The 24,046-nt window shown below is 73.7% G+C and carries 1 protein-coding gene; it reads left to right on the top strand.

The features are described 5' to 3' along the window. Positions 1-91: 91 nt before the first annotated feature. Positions 92-24,043, top strand: coding sequence for a non-ribosomal peptide synthase/polyketide synthase (locus tag ACWC24_RS15895; RefSeq protein ID WP_450663403.1), 23,952 nt, complete (start codon positions 92-94; stop codon positions 24,041-24,043). Positions 24,044-24,046 lie beyond the last annotated feature (3 nt).

Below are 24,046 nucleotides of genomic sequence, written 5' to 3'. Positions count from 1 at the left end.
ACACGCCTGCCCCACTCCTCTCCCCCCTGCTTTCCCCCCCCACGCCCCCCACGCCCCCCACTCCTCCCCCCACTCCCGGAGGTATCCCCCCATGTCCCGTCGCGACGGCGACTCCCTTCCCCTGTCGGCGGCCCAGCGTGAGATCTGGCTCGCCGAGCAGCGCGCGCGGACAGCGCTCGACGCCTACCGCATCGGCGAATACCTGGAGGTCCACGGTCCGGTCGATGCCGAGCTGGTCGAGACCGTGCTGCGCCGGGTCGTCGACGAGATCGACGCGCTGCACGTGACGTTCGTCCACGACGGGCAGGAGCCGCGCCAGATCGTCCGTGCGGCATGGCAGTGGGAACCGACGCGGCTCGACCTCAGTTCGGAGCCCGACCCGAGGGCGGCGGCCCTGGCGTGGATGGCCCGGGACCGGATGCGTCCGCTGGACCTCGCCCGCGATCCGCTCTTCAGCTTCGCCCTGATCAGCCTCTCGCCGGTGCACCACCTCCTGTACCAGAACCACCACCACCTGGTGATGGACGGGTTCGGCCTCTCCCTCGTCCGGCGGCGGATCACGCGGGTGTACGCGGCGCTGGCGGCGGGCGACCCGGTCCCGCCGTCGCCGCTGCGTCCACTGGACGACCTGCTGCGCAGCGACGCCGACTACCGTGCCTCTGAGCAGTTCAGCTCCGACGGGTCCTATTGGACGGAGCGGCTCGCGGGCCAGGCGGAACCGACGCAGCTCACCGGCCGGGCTCCGCACGGCGGGAGCGGCCCGCGTTCCGGGGTGGCGCCGGCGATGCTCGGCGTGGACGTGCTGCGACAGGCCGCGGGGGAGACCGAGGTCCACTGGTCCCGTCCGCTGATCGCGGCAGCGGCTCTCTACGCGCACCGGCTCACCGGGGACCGGGACGTACTGATCGGCCTGCCCGTCACCGGGCGCGAGGGGGCCGAACGTGCCCTGCTCTCCGCACCCGGTGCGGTGTCGAACGTGGTGCCCCTGCGTCTGCCGGTACGGCCGGGGACGCGCTGGCAGGACCTCGTCACGCAGACGGCGGGGGAGGTCGACGCGGCCCTGGCGCACCAGCGCTACCGCGGTGAGGACGTGTTCCGGGCCTTCACGGCTCCCGGTGCCGCCGGGGCGGTGTTCCCGCTCGTCGTCAACATCGTGGTCTTCGACTCCGCGCCGAGCTTCGCCGGACATCCCGCCACCCTGCACTACCTGCTCCCGGAGCCGACCACCGGACTGTCCCTCTGGATCACGGGCCGACGGGGAGACAGCGAACTCCAGGTCGAACTCAAGGGTGCGCCCCGATCCTGGAGTGACGACGAACTCGCCTACCACCAGCGGCAGTTGATCGCCCTGCTGGACACCGTCGCGCACTGTGCCCCGGAAGAACGGCTCGGCCGGATCGGCCTGCTCGCCGCGGACGAGGAGCGTGAGCTGCTGGCGCTGGGCGCGGGCTCGGTGGGCCGGGCGTCCGCCGAGAGCCTGCCGGAGGTGTTCCGGGCGCAGGTACGGGCGACGCCGGACGCGGTCGCGCTGGTGGGACCGGACGCGTCGCTGACGTACGCGGAGCTGGACGCGCGCGCGAACCGGCTGGCGCACGCCCTGATCGCCCGCGGGGCGGGGCCGGAGCGGCTGGTGGCGGTGGCCCTGCCGCGTTCGGCCGAGCTGGTGGTGGCGGTCCTGGCGGTGCTCAAGTCGGGTGCCGTCTACGTTCCGGTCGACCCGGAGTACCCGGTCGCACGGATCGGGTACGTGCTCGACGACGCCCGGCCGGTTCTGGTCGTGACGGACTCCCGCACCCGGGAACGGCTGCCCGAGTCCGGTCGTGGCGAGTGGCTGGTGGTCGACGAGCCGGCCACCGCGGGGACGGTGGCGGCCTGCCCGGCCGCGGATCCCGAGGTCGCGGTGGATCCGCGGCAGCCGGCCTATGTCATCTACACCTCGGGTTCCACCGGACGGCCCAAGGGCGTGATGCCGACGCACGGCGGCCTGCTCAACCTGTTCGCCGACCAGCAGCGGACCCTGTTCCCGCCGCTGGTCGAGCGACGGCGACGGCTCCGGGTGGCCCTGACCACGTCGGTCTCGTTCGACGCGTCCTGGAACCAGTTGCTCAGCCTGTTCGCGGGCCATGAGCTGCACGTCCCGGACCAGGCGACCTGGACCGACCCGGACGCCTTCGTCGCGTACGCCGCGCGTCGCCGCCTCGACTTCGTCGAGGCCACCCCCTCGTACCTCCAGGTCCTCGTGGCGCACGGCATGCTGGACGATCCGCAGTGGCGTCCCGCGCTGGTCGCGGCGGGCGGGGAGGCCGTCCCGGAGCGGCTGTGGGAGCGGCTGCGCGCGGCCGACGGGGTGTCCTGCGTGAACTTCTACGGGCCGTCCGAGTGCACGGTGAACTCGGTCGTCGCGCCGCTGGGGTCGAGCCCGCGTCCGGTGATCGGCCGACCGGTCGGCAACACCCGGCTGTACGTGTTGGACGGCGCGCTGCGGCCCCTGCCCATGGGCGCGACGGGTGAGCTGTACATCGCCGGCACGTGCCTGGCACGGGGTTACCTGAACCGGACGGACCTGACCGCCGGGCGCTTCGTGGCCGATCCGTTCGGGCCGGCCGGTTCGCGGATGTACCGCACCGGCGACCTGGTGCGCTGGGGTACGGACGGGAACCTGGAGTTCCTCGGCCGCACCGACGACCAGGTCAAGGTCCGGGGGTTCCGGATCGAGCTCGGTGAGATCGAGGCGGTGCTCGTCGAGCACCCGCGGGTCGCGCAGGCCGCCGTCGTCGTGCGGCAGGACCGGGCGGAGGACCGGCGCCTGGTCGCCTACGCGGTGCCCGTCACCGGGGAGGAAGCGCGACCGGACGTGCTGCGGGCGCATCTGCGCGAACGGCTGCCGGAGTACATGGTGCCGTCGGCGTTCGTGACGCTTGACACGCTGCCGCTGACGCCGAACGGGAAGCTCGACCGCCGGGCCCTTCCGGCACCCGAGCACACCGCGGTCGCCCCGGGCCGTGCCCCGCGCACCGCGACCGAGCACCTGCTGGCCGGGCTGTTCGCCGAGGTTCTCGGGGTGGCGGTGGCCGGCCCGGACGACAGCTTCTTCGACCTCGGCGGGCATTCGCTGCTGGCCACCCGGCTGGTCGCCAGGGCACGGTCGGTGCTGGGCGTGGAGCTTTCGCTGAGCGACCTGTTCGACGCGCCGACGGTGGCGCGGCTGGCGGCGGTGGTGGACGTCGCGGGCCGGGCGCGCCCGGCGCTGGGGCGGTGCGAGCGGCCCGACGCGATTCCGTTGTCCTTCGCGCAGCGCCGGTTGTGGTTCCTGCACCAGATGGAGGGCCCGAGCGCCACCTACAACATCCCGCTGGCGTTGCGGCTGTCCGGCAGCCTGGACCAGCGGGCTCTGGAGGCGGCTCTGGCGGACGTGGCCGAGCGGCACGAGAGCCTGCGCACCGTCTTCCCGGTGGTCGACGGGGTGCCGTGCCAGCGGGTGCTGGATCCCGACGCGGCACGGCCGCGACTGCGGGTGACCGAGACCGGCGAGGGCGACCTGCCGGAGCGGCTGGCGGAGGCGGCCCGGCGCGGCTTCGAGCTGTCCGTGGAACCGCCGCTGCACGCCGAGCTGTTCCAGTCGGCACCCGACGAGCACGTGCTGCTGCTGGTGGTGCATCACATCGCCGGTGACGGCTGGTCGACGGGACCCCTCGCACGGGACCTGGCGACCGCCTACGCGGCCCGCTGCGAAGGGGCGAAGCCGGAGTGGTCGCCGCTGCCGGTCCAGTACGCCGACTACGCCCTCTGGCAGCGGGAGCTGCTCGGCGAGAGCTCCGACCCGGACAGTCTGCTGGGTGAACAACTGGCCTACTGGAAGCAGCAGTTGGCGGACCTGCCCGAACAGGTCGAGTTGCCGTTCGACCGGCCCAGGCCGACGGCGATGTCCTACCGCGGTGCCGTCCTGCCGATGCGGATCGACGCCGAGCTGCACCAGGGCCTGCGCACCCTCGCCCGGGACGGCGGGGCCAGCCTCTTCATGGTGCTCCAGGCAGGACTTGCCGCCTTGCTGGGCAGGCTCGGCGCGGGCACCGACGTCCCGATCGGCACCCCGATCGCCGGACGCACCGACGAGGCCGCGGACGATCTGGTCGGCTTCTTCGTCAACACCCTGGTGCTGCGCACCGACCTCACCGGCGACCCGACGTTCACCGAACTGCTGGGCCGGGTGCGCGCCGACGCGCTGGCCGCGTACGCGCACCAGGACGTGCCGTTCGAGCACCTCGTGGAGGCGTTGAACCCGACCCGGACGCTGGCGCACCACCCGCTGTTCCAGACCATGCTCGCCCTGCAGAACGCGCCGCTCGGCACGTTCGACCTGCCGGGGCTGCGGGTGACGACCGACCTGGTCCACACCGGGACGGCCAAGTGCGACCTGACCTTCATCCTGGCCGAACAGCCCGCTGCGAACGGTCTGTCGGGCGTGGTGGAGTACAGCACCGACCTGTTCGACGAGGCCACCGTGACCGGGATCGTCGAGCGGTGGCTGCGGCTGCTGCGCGCCGTCGTCGCCGACCCCGGCCGGACGATCGGCCAGGTGGACGTGCTGTCCGCGGAGGAGCTCCGCGCGCTGCTCCCCGCGCCCGCCGGCCCGAGTGAGGAGCCGTCGGCGAGCAGCCTGACCGCGCTGTTCGAGCGGCAGGTACGGGCGAACCCGGCCGCCGTCGCCCTCACCGACGGCGAAGTCGCGCTGACCTACGGCGAGTTGAACACCCGCGCGAACCGGCTCGCGCACGCCCTGATCGACCGGGGCGTGGGCCCGGAGCAGCGCGTGGCACTGGCCCTGCCGCGCTCGGCCGAGCTGGTGGTGGCGGTCCTCGCGGTGCTCAAGGCGGGCGCGGCCTACGTTCCGGTGGACCCGCAGTACCCGGCCGCCCGGATCGCCTACCTGCTCCAGGACGCCCGGCCGACGCTGCTCGTGACGACGGGCCGGACCGGCGAACTGCCGGGCGCGGCCGCGATGGACCGGCTCCTGCTGGACGCGGCCGATCTGGAAGGACTGCCGGACACCGACCCCGGCATCCCGCTCGATCCCGGACATCCCGCCTACGTCATCCACACCTCCGGGTCCACCGGCGACCCCAAGGGCGTGGTGGTGTCGCACCGCAACGTGGTGCGGCTGTTCGGCACCACCGAGAAGCTGTTCGACTTCTCGGCCGACGACGTCTGGACCCTCTTCCACTCCTACGCCTTCGACTTCTCGGTGTGGGAACTGTGGGGCCCGCTGCTGTACGGCGGCCGCCTTGTGGTCGTGGACCACGAGACCAGCCGCTCGCCCCGCCGGTTCCTGGAGCTCCTCGCCCGGGAGCGGGTGACGGTGCTCAACCAGACGCCGTCGGCGTTCTACCAGCTGATGCAGGCGGACGAGGAGGCGCCGGAGACCGGCCGTTCGCTCGCCCTGCGCACCGTGGTGTTCGGCGGCGAGGCGCTGGAGATCGCCCGGCTGGCGAGCTGGTACGAGCGGCACCCGGACGACGCGCCGCGGCTGGTCAACATGTACGGCATCACCGAGACCACCGTGCACGTGACCCACGCCGCGCTCGACCGGGACGGCACCGCCGCCGGAGAGATCGGCACGGCGGTCCCCGATCTGCGCACCCATGTGCTGGACGCCCGTCTGCGGCCGGTGCCCCCGGGCGTGCCCGGCGAGCTGTACGTGGCGGGCGCCGGGCTGGCGCGCGGGTACCTGAACCGGCCCGGTCTGACGGCCGGGCGCTTCGTGGCCGACCCGTTCGGGCCGGCCGGCGCGCGCATGTACCGCAGCGGCGACGTCGTACGCCGGTCCGCGGGCGGCGGCCTGCGGTTCGTGGGCCGGGCCGACGACCAGGTGAAGGTGCGCGGCTTCCGGATCGAGCTCGGCGAGATCGAGGCCGCGCTCGCCACCCACCCGGCCGTGGCGCAGATCGCCGTCCTGGCGCGACAGGACCGGGCCGACGACACCCGGCTGGTCGCGTACCTGGTGCCCGCCCCGGGTGCCGCCCCGGCCCCGGCCGGACTGCGCGCGCATCTGCGGGAGCGGCTGCCGGAGCACATGGTGCCGGCCGCGTTCGTCACCCTGGAGAGCCTGCCGCTGACCGCCAACGGCAAGCTGGACCGACGCGCGCTGCCCGCACCCGACCTGACCCCGGCGGCCAACGGCCGCGCTCCCCGTACACCGCAGGAGCAGATCCTGTGCGAGCTGTTCGCCGAGGTCCTCGGGGTGGCCGAGGTCGGTGTCGAGGACAGCTTCTTCGACCTGGGCGGGCACTCCCTGCTGGCGACCCGGCTGGCCGCCCGGGTCCGCGCGACCCTGGGGGTGGAGCTCGAGTTGCGCACCCTGTTCGAGACCCCGACGCCGGCCGGTGCGGCCGCCTCCCTCGCGGGTGCCCGCCGGGCGCAGGTCGCCCTGACGCCCCGCCCGCGGCCCGAGGCCGTCCCGCTGTCGTTCGCCCAACGGCGGCTGTGGTTCCTGCACCAGCTGGAAGGCGCGGGAGCGAACTACCACATCGCCCTGGCGTGGCGGCTTTCCGGGAACCTGGACCGGCGGGCCCTGGCAGCGGCCCTGGCGGACGTGGTCGAGCGGCACGAGAGCCTGCGCACCGTCTTCCCGGCGGTGGAGGGCGTGCCGTACCAGCGGGTGCTGGACGTCGTGGCGGGCCGTCCGCGACTGGAGACGGTACGGACCACGGAGGCCGCCCTGCCGGACGCGCTGGCGTCCGCCAAGGCCCGTCCGTTCGACCTGGCGGACGAACTCCCCCTGCGGGCAAGCCTGTTCGAGCTCGCTCCGGACGAGCACGTGCTCCAGGTGGTGCTCCACCACATCGCGGGTGACGGCTGGTCGCTGGGACCGTTCGCACAGGATCTGACCGCCGCCTACGCGGCACGCCGCCGGGGCGGGGAACCGCCGTGGGCGCCGCTGCCGGTCCAGTACGCCGACTACACCCTGTGGCAGCACGAGCTGCTCGGCGACGCGGCCGACGGCGACAGCCTCTTCGCCCGCCAGGCGGCCTACTGGACCGAGAAGTTGGCCGATCTGCCGGAGCAGCTCCAGCTGCCCGGCGACCGGCCCCGCCCGGCGGTCGCCTCGCACCGGGGCGGCTTCGTGCACACCCGGCTGGACGCGGAACTGCACCGCGGACTGCGCGAGTTCGCCCGTACGCACGGCGCCAGCCTGTTCATGGTGCTCCAGGCCGGGCTGGCGGCGCTGCTGAGCAAGCTCGGCGCGGGCACGGACATCCCGGTCGGCAGCCCGGTCGCCGGCCGGACCGACCAGGCCCTGGACGACCAGGTCGGCTACTTCGTCAACACCCTGGTGTTCCGCACGGACACCTCGGGCGACCCGACCTTCGCGGAACTGCTGGGCCGGGTCCGGGAGACCGCGCTGGCCGGGTACGCCCACCAGGACCTGCCGTTCGAGTACCTCGTCGAGGCGCTCAACCCGGTCCGGTCGCTGGCGCACCACCCGCTGTTCCAGATCATGCTGGCACTCCAGAACGCGCCCCGGGCCGACTTCGCCCCGCCCGGGCTGCGCGTCGGCGACATGCCGTTGACGACGACCACCGCCAAGCTCGACCTGATCTTCACGATGTCCGAGCGGCACGCGCGGGACGGCTCCCCGGCGGGGATCGACGGGCTGGTCGAGTACGCAGGCGACCTGTACGACCCGGCCACCGTCGAGACGATGACCGGGCGGTGGATCCGGCTGCTGCGCGCCGTGATCGCCGAACCGCGGCGACGGCTCAGCCGGATCGGTCTGCTCGCCGCGGACGAGGAACGTGAGCTGCGGACGCTGGGCACCGGCCCGGTGGTGCAGGTCCCCGCCGGCAGTCTGCCCGAGGTGTTCCGGGCGCAGGTACGGGCGACGCCGGACGCGGTCGCGCTGGTGGGGCCGGACGCCTCGCTGACGTACGCGGAGCTGGACGCGCGCGCGAACCGGCTGGCGCATGAGCTGATCGCGCGGGGCGCGGGCCCGGAGCGGCTGGTGGCGGTGGCCCTGCCACGCTCGGCGGAGCTGGTGGTGGCGATCCTCGCGGTGCTGAAGACCGGCGCCGCGTACGTTCCGGTCGACCCGGAGTACCCGGCCGCACGGATCGCCCACATGCTCGACGACGCCCGGCCGGTCCTGCTGGTCACCGACACCCGTACCCACGACCGGCTGCCCGGGGCCGCCCACACCGCACGGCTGGTGACCGACCACCCGGAGACCGCGGTCCGGGTGGCCGACCGCCCGACGACGGACCCGGAGGCGACCGTCGCCCCGGAGCAACCGGCCTACGTCATCTACACCTCCGGCTCCACCGGACGGCCCAAGGGCGTGCTCGCGACGCACGGCGGCCTGCTCAACCTGTTCGCCAACCAGCGGCCGCTGCTGTTCGAGCCGTGGCCGAAGCGGCGGCTGCGGGTGGGACTGACCACCTCGGTGTCGTTCGACGCGTCCTGGGACCAGTTGTTCGGCCTGTTCGCGGGCCACGAGCTGCACGTCCCGGACGACGCCACCTGGACCGATCCGGACGCCTTCGTCGCGTACGCCGCGCGGTGCGAGCTGGACTATGTCGGTGCCACCCCGTCGTACCTGCGGGTCCTGATCGGACAACGGCTGCTGGACGGTCCGCGGTGGCGTCCGGCGATGGTCGCGGCGGGCGGCGAGGCCGTCCCGGAGCAGCTGTGGGAACGGCTGCGTGCGACCGACGACGTGACCTGCTTCAACTTCTACGGACCGTCCGAGTGCACGGTGAACTCGGTCGTCGCACCGCTGGGGTCGAGCCGGCGCCCGGTGATCGGCCGGCCGGTCGCCAACACCCGCCTCCACGTGCTGGACGACGCGCTGCAGCCCGTACTCCCCGGTGTGACGGGCGAGTTGTACATCGCCGGGGCGGGACTGGCGCGTGGCTACCTGAACCGGCCCGGGCTGACCGCCGGGCGCTTCGTGGCCGACCCGTTCGGGCCGGCCGGCACGAGGATGTACCGCACCGGAGACCTGGTGCGGTGGGGAACGGACGGGAACCTGGAGTTCCTCGGCCGCACCGACGACCAGGTGAAGGTGCGCGGCTTCCGGATCGAACTCGGCGAGATCGAGGCGGTACTGGCGGAACACCCGCAGGTCGCGCAGGCCGCCGTGGCCGTCCGTCAGGACCGGGCGGGCGACACCCGTATGTCCGCCCACCTGGTGCCCGTCACCGGGGCGGAGCTTCGGCCGGAGGACCTGCGGGCGCACCTGCGTGAACGGCTGCCCGACCACATGGTGCCCGCCGCGTTCGTCTCCCTCGACGCCCTGCCGCTGACCGCCGGCGGCAAGCTGGACCGACGCGCCCTGCCCGAGCCCGAGGCCACGACGACGCGGTCCGGCCGGCCACCGCACACGCCCCAGGAACACGTGCTGGCCGGGCTGTTCGCCGAAGTGCTGGGCCTGACACAGGTCGGTGTCGACGACGACTTCTTCGACCTGGGCGGACACTCCCTGCTGGCCACCCGCCTGGTGGCCCGGGTCCGTACGACCCTGGGCGTGGAACTCGCGCTGCGCACCCTGTTCCGCACCCCGACCGTGGCCGGGCTGGCCGCCGGGCTGGGCGGCGCGGACCGGGCCCGGATCGCCCTGGCACGGGCCGAGCGGCCCGAACTGGTGCCGCTGTCGTCCGCCCAGCGGCGGCTGTGGTTCCTGCACCAGCTCGAGGACTCCGGCCCGGCCTACAACATGCCTCTGGCGTGGCGGCTCCGCGGACCGCTGGACCGGGGGGCGCTGGAAGCGGCGCTGGCCGACGTCGTCGACCGGCACGAGAGCCTGCGCACGGTGTATCCCCAGGCCGACGGGGTGCCGTACCAGGACGTGCTGGCGGCGCGGACGGTCCGGCCGCCGCTGCCGGTCACCACGGCCGACGAGAGCGACCTGCCGGAGCTGCTGGTGTCGGCCGCGGCGCGCGGATTCGACCTCGCCGCCGAACCACCGCTGCGTGCCGAGCTGTTCGCGACGGCACCGGACACGCACGTGCTGCTGTTGGTGATGCACCACATCGCCGGCGACGGCTGGTCGCTGGGCCCGCTGGCCGCCGACCTGTCCACCGCCTACGCGGCCCGCTGCCGGGGCGAGGAACCGCAGTGGGTGCCGCTGCCCGTCCAGTACGCCGACTACACGCTGTGGCAGCACGCACTGCTCGGCGACGCGACCGACCAGGACAGTCTGTTCGCCCGTCAGCAGGCTTATTGGACCGACCGGTTGGCAAACCTGCCGGAGCAGATCCGGCTCCCCGCCGACCGCCCTCGGCCCGCGACCCCCTCCGACTCCGGCGGCCACCTCGCGATCGAACTCGACGCCGAACTGCACGCCGGACTCGTCCGGCTGGGCCGGGAGCACGGCGCCAGCGTGTACATGGTGCTGCAGGCCGCCCTGGCCGCGCTGCTGGACAAGCTCGGCGCGGGAGAGGACATCCCGGTCGGCAGCCTGATCGCCGGCCGGACCGACCAGGCCCTGGACGACCTCGTCGGCTTCTTCGTCAACACCCTGGTGCTGCGCACCGACACGAGTGGCGACCCGACCTTCGCCGACCTCCTCGGCCGGGTCCGGGAGAGCGCGCTCGCCGCCTACGCGCACCAGGACCTGCCGTTCGAGCACGTCGTCGAGGCCCTCAACCCGTCCCGGTCGCTCGCCCGTCAGCCCCTGTTCCAGGTGCTGCTCGCGCTCCAGAACGTGCCCCGCACCGAGTTCGCGCTGAGCGGTCTGACCGCCGAGATCGTCCTGGTCCGGACGCCGACGGCGATGTTCGACCTCGGCTTCCACCTGCTGGAGCGCGGTGGCACCGGCGGGCCTGCCGAGGGCATCGTCGGGCGGGTCGAGTACAGCAACGACCTGTTCGACCCCGCCACGGTGGAGGCACTGGTCGGCCGATGGCTGCGGTTGCTGGCGTCGGTGGTCGCCGCACCGGACCGGCCACTGAGCCGGATCGACGTCCTCACCGCCGAGGAACGACACGAACTGCTGGTCGTACGCAACGACACCGCGCGTCCGGTGTCCGCCGCCACCCTGCCCGCCCTCTTCGAGGCGCAGGTCCGGGCGACCCCGGACGCCCCGGCGGTGGTGTTCGAGGACACCGTGCTGACCTACCGGGAGCTGAACCGCAGGGCCAACCGTCTGGCGCACGCGCTGATCGCGCGCGGGGTGGGACCGGAGCAGGTCGTCGCCCTGCGACTGGCGCGCTCCGCCGAGCTGTCGGTCGCCGTCCTCGCGGTGCTGAAGACGGGCGCGGCCTACCTGCCGGTCGACCCGGACTACCCGGCCGCCCGGATCGCGTACATGCTGGACGACGCGCGGCCTGCCGTGGTGCTCGACGACCTCGCGGCCGTCACACCGGACGGGGAGCTGCCGGAGCACGATCCGGCCGTCGCCGTGGACCCGCGGCACCCGGCCTACGTCATCTACACCTCGGGTTCCACAGGCCGGCCCAAGGCCGTGGTGATGCCCGCCGCCGGGCTGCTGAACCTGCTGGCCTGGCACCACCGGGCCGTCGGCGGCGAACCCGGCACGCGCACCGCGCAGTTCACCGCGATCAGCTTCGACGTCTCGGTGCAGGAGACACTTTCCGCGCTGCTGTACGGCAAGACCCTCGTGGTGCCGACCGAGGAACAGCGGCGCAGCGCCGAGCTGTTCGCCCGCTGGCTGGACCGCCACGGCGTCGAGGAGCTGTTCGCGCCCAACCTGGTCGTCGAGGCGCTGGCCGAGGCCGCAGGGGAGGCCGGTCTCGAACTGCCGAAGCTGCGGCTGATCGCGCAGGCCGGCGAGGCGATGCGCCTCGGCGGTGCCGTACGCCGCTTCCAGGCCCGTCGTCCGGGCCGGGAGCTGCACAACCACTACGGCCCCGCCGAGACCCATGTGATCACCGCCTACCCGCTGCCGGCCGATCCCGCCGACTGCCCGCTGCCGGTGCCGATCGGCGTACCGATCACCAACTGCCAGGTGTACGTGCTGGATTCGGCGCTGCGGCCCATCGCCCCCGGTGTGCTGGGCGAGCTGTACCTCGCCGGGGCGGGACTCGCCCGCGGCTACCTGAACCGGCCCGGACTCACCGCCACCCGGTTCGTCGCCAACCCCTACGGTCCGGTCGGCGCGCTGATGTACCGCACCGGTGACCTGGTCCGCTGGCGCGCCGACGGGGAGCTGGAGTTCGCGGGCCGGGTGGACCACCAGGTGAAGATCCGCGGCTTCCGGGTCGAGCCGGGCGAGATCGAGGCCGAGCTGACCGCGCACCCGGGCGTCGCCCAGGTCGCGGTGCTCGCCCGCGAGGACCGGCTCGTCGCGTACGTCGTCCCCCTGGCCGGGACCGGGACGACCGCGGCGGCGCTGGCGGCGTACCTGCGCGACCGGGTGCCGGACCACCTGGTGCCGTCCGCGTTCGTGCTGCTCGACGCGCTGCCGCTCACCCCGAACGGGAAACTGGACCGGGCGGCGCTGCCCGCGCCCGAGCCGGTGACCACGGCGGCCGGCCGGGCGCCGCGCACCCCGCAGGAGCAGATCCTGTGCGAGCTGTTCGCCGAGGTGCTGGGCCTCGCCCGGACCGGGGTCGACGAGGACTTCTTCGAGCTGGGCGGGCACTCGCTGCTCGCCACCCGGCTGGTCTCCCGGGTCCGGGCGACCCTCGGCGTCGAGCTGGAGCTGCGCAGCCTGTTCCGCAGCCCGACCCCCGCCGGAGTGGCGGCCGGGCTGCACGACGCCGGCACCGCGCGACAGGCCCTGGTACCGAGGCCCCGCCCCGAACCGATGCCGCTGTCGTTCGCCCAGCGCAGGCTCTGGTTCCTCCAGCAGTTCGGGGCGCCGAGCGCCACGTACCACATGCCGCTCGCCCTGCGGCTGACCGGTGACCTCGACCGGGCCGCGCTGAGCACCGCGCTCGCGGACGTGGTGGCCCGGCACGAGAGCCTGCGCACGGTCTTCCCGCACGTCGCGGGCGTCCCGCACCAGCGGGTGCTGGACCCCACCGAGGCCGCCGTCCCGCTGACCGTACGCGCGGCGGACGAGGCGGAGCTGCCCGCGCTGCTGCGCGAGGCGGCGGTACGGGCGTTCGACCTGACCTCGGAAGTACCGCTGCGGGCGGAGCTGTTCGAGATCGCGCCGGACGAGCACGTGCTGCTGCTGGTGATGCACCACATCGTCGGGGACGGCTGGTCCATGGGCCCGCTGGCCCGTGACCTGGCCACCGCCTACACCACCCGACAGGGCGGTGGGGCGCCGACCTGGCCGCCGCTGCCGGTGACGTACGGCGACTACACCCTGTGGCAGCACGAGATCCTCGGCGACGAGCACGACACGGACAGCGTGTTCGCCCGCCAGGTCACCTACTGGACCGAGGCACTGGCCGGGCTGCCCGAGCGGTTGCGGCTGCCCGCCGACAGGCCGCGCCCGGCCGCCATGTCGTACGGCGGCGATCTGCTCGAACTCCGGATCGATGCCGAACTGCACGCGAATCTGGTGGAGTTGGCGCGGCGCTCGGGTGCGACCCTGTTCATGGTGCTGCAGGCGGCGCTGGCGGCGCTGTACACGCGGCTGGGTGCGGGTACGGACATCGCGATCGGGTCTCCGATCGCGGGGCGTACCGACGAGGCGCTGGACGATCTGGTCGGGTTCTTCGTGAACACGCTGGTGCTGCGCACCGACACGAGCGGTGATCCGAGCTTCGCCGAACTGCTGGGCCGGGTGCGGGAGACGGCGCTGTCGGCGTACGCGCACCAGGACGTGCCGTTCGAGCACCTGGTGGAGGTGCTGAACCCGTCCCGCTCGCTGTCCCACCACCCGCTGTTCCAGACCGGGTTGGTCGTGCAGAACGCGCCGGGTGACGACTTCGGGCTGCCGGGGCTCCAGGTCCGCCGGGTGAGCGTGCTCACCGGGACCGCACGGCTCGACCTGACCTTCGGGTTCGCGGAGGAGCACGGGCCCGACGGCGCGCCGGCCGGGCTGAGCGGTGCGGTCGAGTACAGCACCGACCTGTTCGACCGCTCGACGGTCGAGGCCCTGGCCGCCCGGTGGACCAGGTTGCTGGCCGCGGTGGCCGCCGCGCCCGACCGGCCGATCGGCGCGATCGACCTGTTGTCCGACGGGGAGCGCCGCGAGCTGCTGCCCGCCGTCGAGGGCCGGGTGGCCGGGGCGAGCCTGCCGGAGCTGTTCGCCGCGCAGGTGACCGCGACCCCGGACGCGGTCGCGCTGGTCTGCGGTGATGTCGAGCTGACATATCGTCAACTCGACGTCCGGGTGAACCGGTTCGCGCATGCGTTGATCGCGCGGGGTGTCGGTCCCGAGCGGACCGTGGCGGTGGCCCTGCCGCGGTCGGTGGAGTCCGTGGTGGCGGTTCTGGGTGTGCTGAAGGCCGGTGCCGCGTACCTGCCGGTGGATCCGGCGTACCCGCAGGCGCGGATCCGGTTCATGCTGGACGACGCACGGCCTGCGTTGGTGGTCGACGACCCGGCGACGGTGGGCGAGGGCGACTGGCCGGACACGGATCCCGTGGTCGGGCTGGACGCCCGGCATCCGGCGTATGTGATCTATACCTCGGGTTCGACGGGTCGGCCCAAGGGCGTGGTGGTGAGTCATGCCGGTGTGTCGGGTCTGGTGGCGGCGCAGGTCGAGCGGCTGGGCGTTGCGCCCGGCAGCCGAGTGCTCCAGTTCGCCTCGCCCAGCTTCGACGCTGCCTTCTGGGACCTGTGCAGTGCCCTGCTCAGCGGCGCCGCCCTCGTCCTGGCCCCGTCCGATGCTCCGCTGGAGGCCCTGACCGACCGCGGGCTCGGTGTCACCCATGTGACGCTTCCGCCGTCGGCCCTGGCCGCGGTGGACAGCGCCGATCTCACGGCCACCACCCTGGTGGTGGCGGGCGAGGCCTGCACGCCGGAGCTGGTGGCCCGGTGGGCGCCGGGCCGTCGGATGATCAATGCGTACGGTCCGACGGAGACGACGGTGTGTGCGACGATGAGCGCTCCGCTGGCCCCGGGGGCCGGTGTGCCGCCGATCGGCCGGTCGGTCGCGGGCTTGCGGGTGTACGTCCTGGACGAGCGGCTGCGCGTCGTGCCGCCCGGGGTGACAGGGGAGCTGTATGTCACGGGCCCCGGTCTGGCACGCGGCTATCTGAACCGGCCGGGTCTGACTGCCGGTCGGTTCGTGGCCTGCCCGTTGGGCCCGGCGGGTGCGCGGATGTACCGCACGGGCGACCTGGTGCGCCGTCGGACCGACGGTGAGCTGGAGTACGTCGGCCGTGCCGACGACCAGGTGAAGGTGCGCGGCTTCCGCATCGAACTCGGCGAGATCGAGGCGGCGTTGGCCGAGCATCCCGCCGTCGCCCAGGCAGCCGTGCTCGCGAAGGACGACCGGCTCGTCGGCTACGTTGCGGCGCGTCCCGGCACGGTCGTACGCCCGGCGGAGCTGACGGCGTACCTGCGCGACCGGCTGCCCGACTATCTGGTGCCGTCGACGCTCGTGCTGCTGGACGTGCTGCCGCTGACGCCCAACGGGAAGCTGGACCGGGCGGCGCTGCCCGCTCCCGCTGCCGACGCCGGTTCGGCCGGGGCCGGACGGGCACCGCGCACGCCGCAGGAGCAGATCCTGTGCGAGCTGTTCGCCGAGGTCCTCGGCGTGCCACGGGTCGGGGTCGACGACGACTTCTTCGACCTGGGCGGGCACTCGCTGCTCGCCACCCGGCTGGCCGCGCGGGTGCGCTCGGTGCTCGGGGTGGAGCTGGGGCTGCGCGCGCTGTTCCTGGCGCCCACCGCGGCGGGCCTGGCCGGGGCGCTGGCCGGGGCCGGCCACGCCCGTCCTGCGCTGACCATGCACGAGCGGCCGGAGGCGGTGCCGCTGTCCTTCGCCCAGCGCCGGCTCTGGTTCCTGCACCGCATGGACGCCGCCGCCGCGACCTACCACATCCCGCTGGCGCTCCAGCTGACCGGGACGCTCGACCGGGCGGCGCTGGACGAGGCGCTGGCCGACGTGGTGGCCCGGCACGAGAGCCTGCGGACGGTCTTCCCGGAGGTCGACGGCGTGCCCTGCCAGCGCGTCCTGGACCCGGCCGAGGCCCGGCCCCGGGCGGGGCTGACCGAGGTGTCGGAGGCCGAACTCTTCGAGCGGCTCGCCGAGTTCGCCCGGCGGCCCTTCGACCTGGAGGCCGAGGCGCCGCTGCGGGCGGAGCTGTTCGAGATCGCGCCGGACGTGCACGTGCTGCTGCTGGTGATGCACCACATCGCCGGTGACGGCTGGTCCACCGGCCCGCTGGCCCGTGACCTGGCCGAGGCGTACGCCGCCCGCTGCGAGGGCCGCGCGCCGCACCGGTCGGCCCTGCCGGTGCAGTACGCGGACTACACGTTGTGGCAGCGCGACCTGCTCGGCGACGCCACCGACCCGGAGAGCCGGTTCGCGGAACAACTCGACTACTGGAAGCGCCAGCTGTCCGAACTGCCGGAGCTGCTCCGGCTGCCCGCCGACCGGCCGAGGCCGGCCGTCGCCGGCTGGCACGGGGACCACATCGGCCTGGAGCTGAGCCCCGAACTGCACACCGCCCTGTTGGAGTTGGCGCGCAAGTCCGGCGCGAGCCTGTTCATGGTGCTGCAGGCGGCGCTGGCGGCGCTGTACACGCGGCTGGGTGCGGGTACGGACATCGCGATCGGGTCTCCGATCGCGGGGCGTACCGACGAGGCGCTGGACGATCTGGTCGGGTTCTTCGTGAACACGCTGGTGCTGCGCACCGACACCAGCGGCGACCCGAGCTTCGCCGAACTGCTGGGCCGGGTGCGGGAGACGGCGCTGTCGGCGTACGCGCACCAGGACGTGCCGTTCGAGCACCTGGTGGAGGTGCTGAACCCGTCCCGCTCGCTGTCCCACCACCCGCTGTTCCAGACCATCCTGGCCGTGCAGAACGCCCCGATGGGCCGGTTCTCGCTGCCCGGCCTGGACGTCACCACCTACGCGGTGGCCACCGGGACCGCCAAGTTCGACCTCGGCGTGAGCCTCGTCGAACAGTTCGGTCCGGACGGCGGCCCGGCGGGGATCGTCGGTGCGGTGGAGTACGCCACCGACCTGTTCGACCGTTCGACGGTCGAGGCGCTCGCCCGGCGCTGGACACTGCTGCTGGAGGCGGTCACCGCCGACCCGGACCGGCCGATCGGCGGGATCGAGATCCTCGACGCCGACGAGCGGCACCGCCTGCTGGAGCGGGGCAACGCGACCGCCCGCGAGGTGGCGGCCGTCCCGGTGCCGCGGGCGTTCGCGGCGCAGGTGGCGACGACACCGGACACCCCCGCACTGGTCTGCGGCGATGTCGAATTGACGTACCGTCAACTCAATGCCCGGGCCAACCGGTTCGCGCATGCGCTGATCGCCCGCGGTGTCGGACCGGAGCGGACCGTGGCCGTGGCCCTGCCGCGGTCGGTGGAGTCCGTGGTGGCCGTCCTGGGTGTGCTGAAGGCCGGTGCCGCGTACCTGCCGATCGACCCGGCGTACCCGGCGGCGCGGATCGCGTTCATGCTGGACGACGCGCGGCCGGCCGTGACGGTCGACGACCCGGCGCTGGTGACCGAGGTGTCCGCCTGGCCGGATACCGACCCCGCGGTCGCGCTCGACGTCCGGCATCCGGCCTACGTGATCTACACCTCGGGCTCGACCGGCCGCCCCAAGGGCGTCGTGGTCGCCCACGGCGGTGTCGCCAGCCTGGTCGCCGCACAGATCGAGCGGTTCGCGATCGAACCCGACAGCCGGGTGCTCCAGTTCGCCTCGCCCAGCTTCGACGCCTCGGTGTCGGAGATCTACACCGCGCTCCTGCGCGGCGCGACCCTGGTGCTGCCCCCGACGGCGGACCCGGTGGCCGCGCTGGCCGACCGGGACCTCACGGTCACCCACGTGACCGTGCCCCCGTCCGTCCTCGCCGCCCTGCCGGAGGGCTCGGTGCGGGTGTCCACGCTGGTGGTGGCGGGCGAGGCCTGCCCGCCGGAGCTGGTGGCCCGGTGGGCGCCGGGCCGTCGGATGATCAACGCGTACGGTCCGACCGAGACCACGGTGTGCGCGACCATGAGCGACCCGCTGTCGCCGGGGGCGGGCGTGCCGCCGATCGGCCGTCCGATCGCCAACTCCCGGGTGTACGTGCTGGACGAGCGGCTGCGGCCGGTGCCGACGGGCGTGGCGGGGGAGCTGTACGTCGCGGGCGCGGGACTGGCCCGCGGCTACCTGAACCGGCCGGGCCTGACCGCCGGACGGTTCGTCGCCTGTCCGTTCGAGGCCGGCGAGCGCATGTACCGCACCGGAGACCTGGTGCGGTGGCTGGGCCGAGGAGAGCTGGAGTACGTCGGCCGGGCCGACGACCAGGTGAAGGTACGCGGCTTCCGCATCGAACCCGGCGAGGTCGAGGCGGCCCTGGCCGAGCACCCGGCCGTCGCCCGGGCCGCCGTCCTCGCCAAGGACGACCGACTCGTCGGCTACGTCGTCGCGCACCAGGACGAGGCCCGGGACAGCGGCCTGGAAGCGGACCACGTGGGGGAGTGGCAGGACATCTACGACGCCCTGCCCATCACCCCCGAGGAAGCCGGTTTCGGCCAGAACTTCGTCGGCTGGAACAGCAGTTACGACGCGAGCCCGATCCCGGTCGAGGAGATGCGGGAATGGCGGGACGCCACCGTGGCCCGCATCCTGGCCCTGCGCCCCCGCCGGGTGCTGGAGGTCGGCGTCGGCACCGGACTGCTGCTCTCGCAGATCGCGCCGCACTGCGAGTCCTACTGGGCGACGGACTTCTCCGCCACGGCCATCGACGCGCTGACCGCGCAGGTCGCCCGACAGGACGACCTGGCCGAGCGCATCGTGCTCCAGACCCGTCCGGCGCACGACACCGACGGTCTGCCGGCCGGGCGGTTCGACACCGTCGTGATCAACTCGGTGGTGCAGTACTTCCCGTCCGCCGACTACCTCGCCGACGTGATCGGGAAGTTGATGCGGCTGCTCGCCCCCGGCGGGGCGCTCTTCGTCGGTGACGTCCGCAACCTGCGGCTGCTGCGTCCGCTGGCCACCGCGGTCCAACTGCACCGCACCGGTGCCGACGGCGACCTCGCGGCGGTGCGCCGCACGGTGGAGCAGGCCGTCAGGGTGGAGAAGGAGCTCCTGGTCGACCCGGACTTCTTCACCGTCCTGCGGGAGCGCACCACGGACATCGGCGCGGTGGCCGTGGAGGTCAAGAGCGGCCGTCACCACAACGAACTGACCCGCTACCGCTACGACGTGACGCTGCACAAGACTCCCGTCGTTCCGGCGGTCCCGGGCCGGACGGTCGAGCTGGAGTGGGGACGCGGGCTCGCAGGACCGGCCGAGCTGCGCGAACTCCTCGCCCAGCCGCCCGCCGACGTGCTGCGGATCACCGGTGTGCCGAACCGTCGGGTGGTGCGGGAGTCCGCCCTGGCCCGGGCGGTGCACAACGGCGACGGCTCGCTCGCCGAGCTGCTGGAGCGGCTGCACGGCCCGGAGGAGAGCGAACTCCCCGACCCCGAGGACTTCCGGGCCCTCGGGCCGGAGTTCGACCGCTGGGTGGGCGTCACCTGGTCGGCCGACGCGGCCGACGCCGTGGACGTCGTCTTCGCCGACCCGCGGACCCGGCACGGCGCCCCGGTCGAGGCGTATCGGACGGCCCGGACCGCCGACGGGCCCCTGTCGTCGCTGACCAGCCGCCCGACCGGCAGCCGGGGCACCGGCGCCCTCATCGGAGAGCTCCGCGACTGGCTGCGCGGGCGACTGCCCGACTACCTGATCCCGTCGGCGTTCGTGGCGCTGGAGACCCTGCCGCTGACGGCCAGCGGCAAGCTGGACCGCCGCGCGCTGCCCGCGCCCGACCTCGGCCCGGCCGGAGCCGGGCGGGCGCCCCGCACCCCGCAGGAACAGCTCCTCGCCGAACTGTTCGCCGAGGTGCTCGGCCTGGCCCAGGTCGGCGTCGAGGACAGCTTCTTCGACCTGGGCGGACACTCGCTGCTGGCGACCCGCCTGGCCTCCCGCGTCCGGGCGACCCTCGGCGCGGAGCTCGAGGTCCGGACGCTCTTCGAGACGCCGACCGTGGCCGGACTGGCGGCCCGCCTCGACGGCTCCGGCACGGCGCGGCCCGCGCTGACCGCCCGGCCGCGACCCGAAGGCGTGGAGCTGTCCTTCGCCCAGCGCCGCCTGTGGTTCCTGCACCGGATGGACGGGCCGGGCGCCACCTACAACATGCCGCTCGCGCTGAGCCTGACCGGCGACCTCGACCGCCCGGCCCTGCACGCCGCCCTCGCGGACGTGATCGCCCGGCACGAGAGCCTGCGCACGGTCTTCCGTGAGACGGACGGCGTGCCGTACCAGGTCGTGCTGAGCGCCGAGCGGGCACACCCGGAGCTGCCGGTGGTCGAGCTCGACGAGAGCCGGCTGGCCGAGCGGCTGGCGCGGACGGCACAGCGCGGCTTCGACCTGGCCGCCGAGCCGCCGGTCCGGGCGGAACTGTACGCGCTCGCGCCCGACCGGCACGTGCTGCTGGTCGTGGTGCACCACATCGCCGCCGACGGCTGGTCGATGGGACCGCTCTCCGGCGACCTCGCGACCGCCTACACGGCGCGCTGCCGTGGCGAGGATCCGCAGTGGTCCCCGCTGCCGGTGCAGTACGCGGACTACGCGCTGTGGCAGCGCGACCTGCTCGGCGACACCGCCGACCCGGACAGCCTGTTCGCCAGGCAACTGGCTTACTGGAAGGACGAGTTGGAGGGGCTTCCGCAGCAGGTCCAGCTGCCCGTCGACCGGCCCCGGCCGCCGGTGGCCTCCCAGCGGGGCGGCCGGGTCGGGGTCCGGCTGGACCCCGAACTGCACCAGGTGCTGCGGGACCTGGCCGCCGCGCGCGGCGCCAGCATGTTCATGGTGCTCCAGGCCGGCCTCGCCGCACTGCTCACCCGGCTCGGCGCCGGTACCGACATCCCCGTGGGCAGTCCGATCGCGGGCCGCACCGACCAGGCGCTGGACGACCTCGTCGGCTTCTTCGTCAACACCCTGGTGCTGCGCACCGACACGAGCGGCGACCCCGGCTTCGCCGAACTGCTCGGCCGGGTGCGGCAGAAGGCGCTCGCCGCGTACGACCATCAGGACGTGCCGTTCGAGTACCTGGTCGAGGTGGTCAACCCGGCCCGGTCGCTGGCGCACCACCCGCTGTTCCAGATCATGCTGGCCCTGCAGAACGCGCCGGTGGGCGAGTTCGCGCTGCCGGGTCTTGAGACCGGCCACCTGGAGGCGTCGACCGGCACCTCGCGGGTCGACCTGACGTTCAGCCTGGCCGAGCAGTTCCGTCCGGACGGTGGCCCCGACGGCATGGTCGGCGCGGTGGAGTACGCCACCGACCTGTTCGAACCGGCCACGGTGGAGCTGCTGTTCGAGCGCTGGGCACGGCTGCTGCGCGCGGCGGCCGCCGACCCCGGCCGGCCGATCAGCCGGATCGACATCATGTCCGGCGAGGAACGCCGTCGGCTGCTGTCCGACTCCACCGGCGCCGCGTTCGAGCTGCCGGAGGCCGCGCTGCCGGAGCTGTTCGCCCGGCAGGTGCGCGCCACCCCGGACGCGGTGGCCGTCGTGGCGGGCGCCACCGAGCTGACCTACCGGGAACTCGACCGGCGCTCCAACCGCCTCGCGCGGGCGTTGATCCGCCAGGGCGTACGGCCGGAGTCCCCGGTCGCGGTGCTGCTGGACCGCTCGGCGGACCTCGTCGTGGCGCTTCTGGCGATCATCAAGGCGGGCGGCGCCTACGCGCCCCTCGACTCGCGCTTCCCGCAGTCCCGGATCGATCTGATCCTGAAGGAGGCCGGGGCCGCGCTGGTGCTCACCGAGGACGTGCTGACCGCGCTGATCGAGGGCGAGCCCGACCCGTCCGATGTCGAAGTGCGCTGCGATCAGCGGCAGTCGGCGTACGTGATGTACACCTCCGGCTCGACCGGCCGGCCGAAGGGCGTGGCCGTCACCCACCGCGACGTGGTGGGCCTCGCGCTCACCCCCGAGTACCGGGGCGGCGGCCACGAGCGGGTGCTGATGCACTCCCCGACCGCCTTCGACCTCTCGACCTACGAACTGTGGGTGCCGCTGCTCAACGGCGGCCGGATCGTGGTCGCACCGCCCGAGCGGCTCGACCTCGACCTGCTCCAGCACACGATCAGCACCCACGGGGTGACCGGACTGTGGCTGACCGCGGGCCTGTTCCGCCTGGTCGCCGAGGAGCGGCCGGGCCTGCTCGCGGGGGTGCGCGAGGTGTGGACCGGCGGTGACGTGGTCTCCCCGGCCGCCGTCGCCCGGGTGCTGGAGGTCTGCCCCGGCGTCGAGGTGGTCAACGGCTACGGACCCACCGAGGCCACGACCCTGGCCACCTGCCACTCGGTGGACAGCCTCCCCGAGAACGCCGCGACCGTGCCGATCGGCGGGCCGATGGCGAACATGCGCGCCTACGTGCTCGACGACCGCCTGCGGCCGGTGCCCACCGGCCTGGTCGGCGAGCTGTACCTGGCGGGCACGGGCGTGGCCCGCGGCTACCTCGGCCGCCCCGGCCTGACGGCGGAGCGCTTCACCGCCGACCCGTACGGGCCGCCCGGGAGCCGGATGTACCGCACCGGCGACCTGGCGTGGTGGCCGGCCGGGGGAACCCTGGAGTTCGCCGGGCGGACCGACCACCAGGTCAAGCTCCGGGGTCTGCGGATCGAGCCCGGCGAGATCGAGGCGATCCTGGCGAGCTGCCCGGGCGTCGCCCAGGTGGCCGTCGTCGCCCGCGAGGACCGGCCCGGCGACAAGCGGCTCGTCGCCTACCTGGTGCCCGCCCCCGAGGGCGTGCCCGACACGACCGAGCTCTCCGGGCGGCTGCGCCGTGACCTGCCCGACTACATGGTGCCGTCGGCGTTCGTCACCGTGGACACGCTGCCGCTGACCGCCAACGGCAAGCTGGACCGGGCCGCCCTGCCCGCCCCCGAGTACGGGCCCCAGGGCTCCGGACGTGGCCCCCGGACGCCGCGCGAGGAGCTGCTGTGCGACCTCTTCGCCGAGGTCCTCGGCCGGGAACAGGTGCGCATCGACGACAACTTCTTCGATCTGGGCGGGCACTCGCTGCTGGCCGCCCGCCTGACCTCCCGGGTCCGCGAGACCCTCGGTCTGGAGCTTGGCCTGCGCATGCTGTTCGAGGCGCCGACCGTGGCCGGTCTCACCGAACGCCTGGTCATGGACAACGCCGACGACGCGCTGGACGTGGTGCTGCCGCTGCGTTCGACCGGGACCGGCACGCCGCTGTTCTGCATCCACCCCGGCGGCGGCATCAGCTGGTCGTACAGCGGGCTGCTGAACCACATCGGTCCGGATCACCCCGTCTACGCGATCCAGGCGCGCGGCCTCGGCCGCCCCGAACCGCTGGCGGCGTCCTTCGAGGAGATGGCGGCCGACTACGCCGACCAGATCCGCAAGATCCAGCCCGAGGGCCCGTACCTGCTGCTCGGCTGGTCCGCCGGCGGCCTGATCGCCCACGCGCTCGCCTGCGAGCTGCAGGCGCGCGGCGAGCGGACCGCGCTCCTCGCCATCCTCGACGCCTATCCGGTGAAGGACGTGACGTTCGACGAGATGGCCGTGCCCACCGAGCGGGACGTCCTCGTCGGTGTGCTCGACGTCGACCCGGACGCGCTGGGCGACCGGCAGTTGACCTATGCCGAGGTCGCCGAGGTCCTGAACGAGCGGGGCAGCGCCCTGGCCGGCCTGAGCGAGCGGCAGCTCGAGGTCATCGTCCAGATCATGATCAACAACGCCAGGCTGGCGGTCGAGTTCGTCCCCGCGGGGTTCGACGGCGACCTGCTGCTGTTCAACTCGACGATCGACCGCGACGGGGACGACGCCGGGCCGGCGACCTGGCGCCCGTACATCGCGGGCCGGATCGAATCGCACGAGATCACCACCCGGCACAACAAGATGACCGAAGCCGGCTCACTGGCCCAGATCGGCCCGATCCTGGCCGCCCGCCTCGCCGAGGCCACCGACGACACCACCCTTACCCACCAGGAGGACTGACCC

The sequence above is a fragment of the Streptomyces sp. NPDC001443 genome, from assembly GCF_053597355.1.
This window is presented reverse-complemented; position numbering and strand designations above follow the sequence as displayed.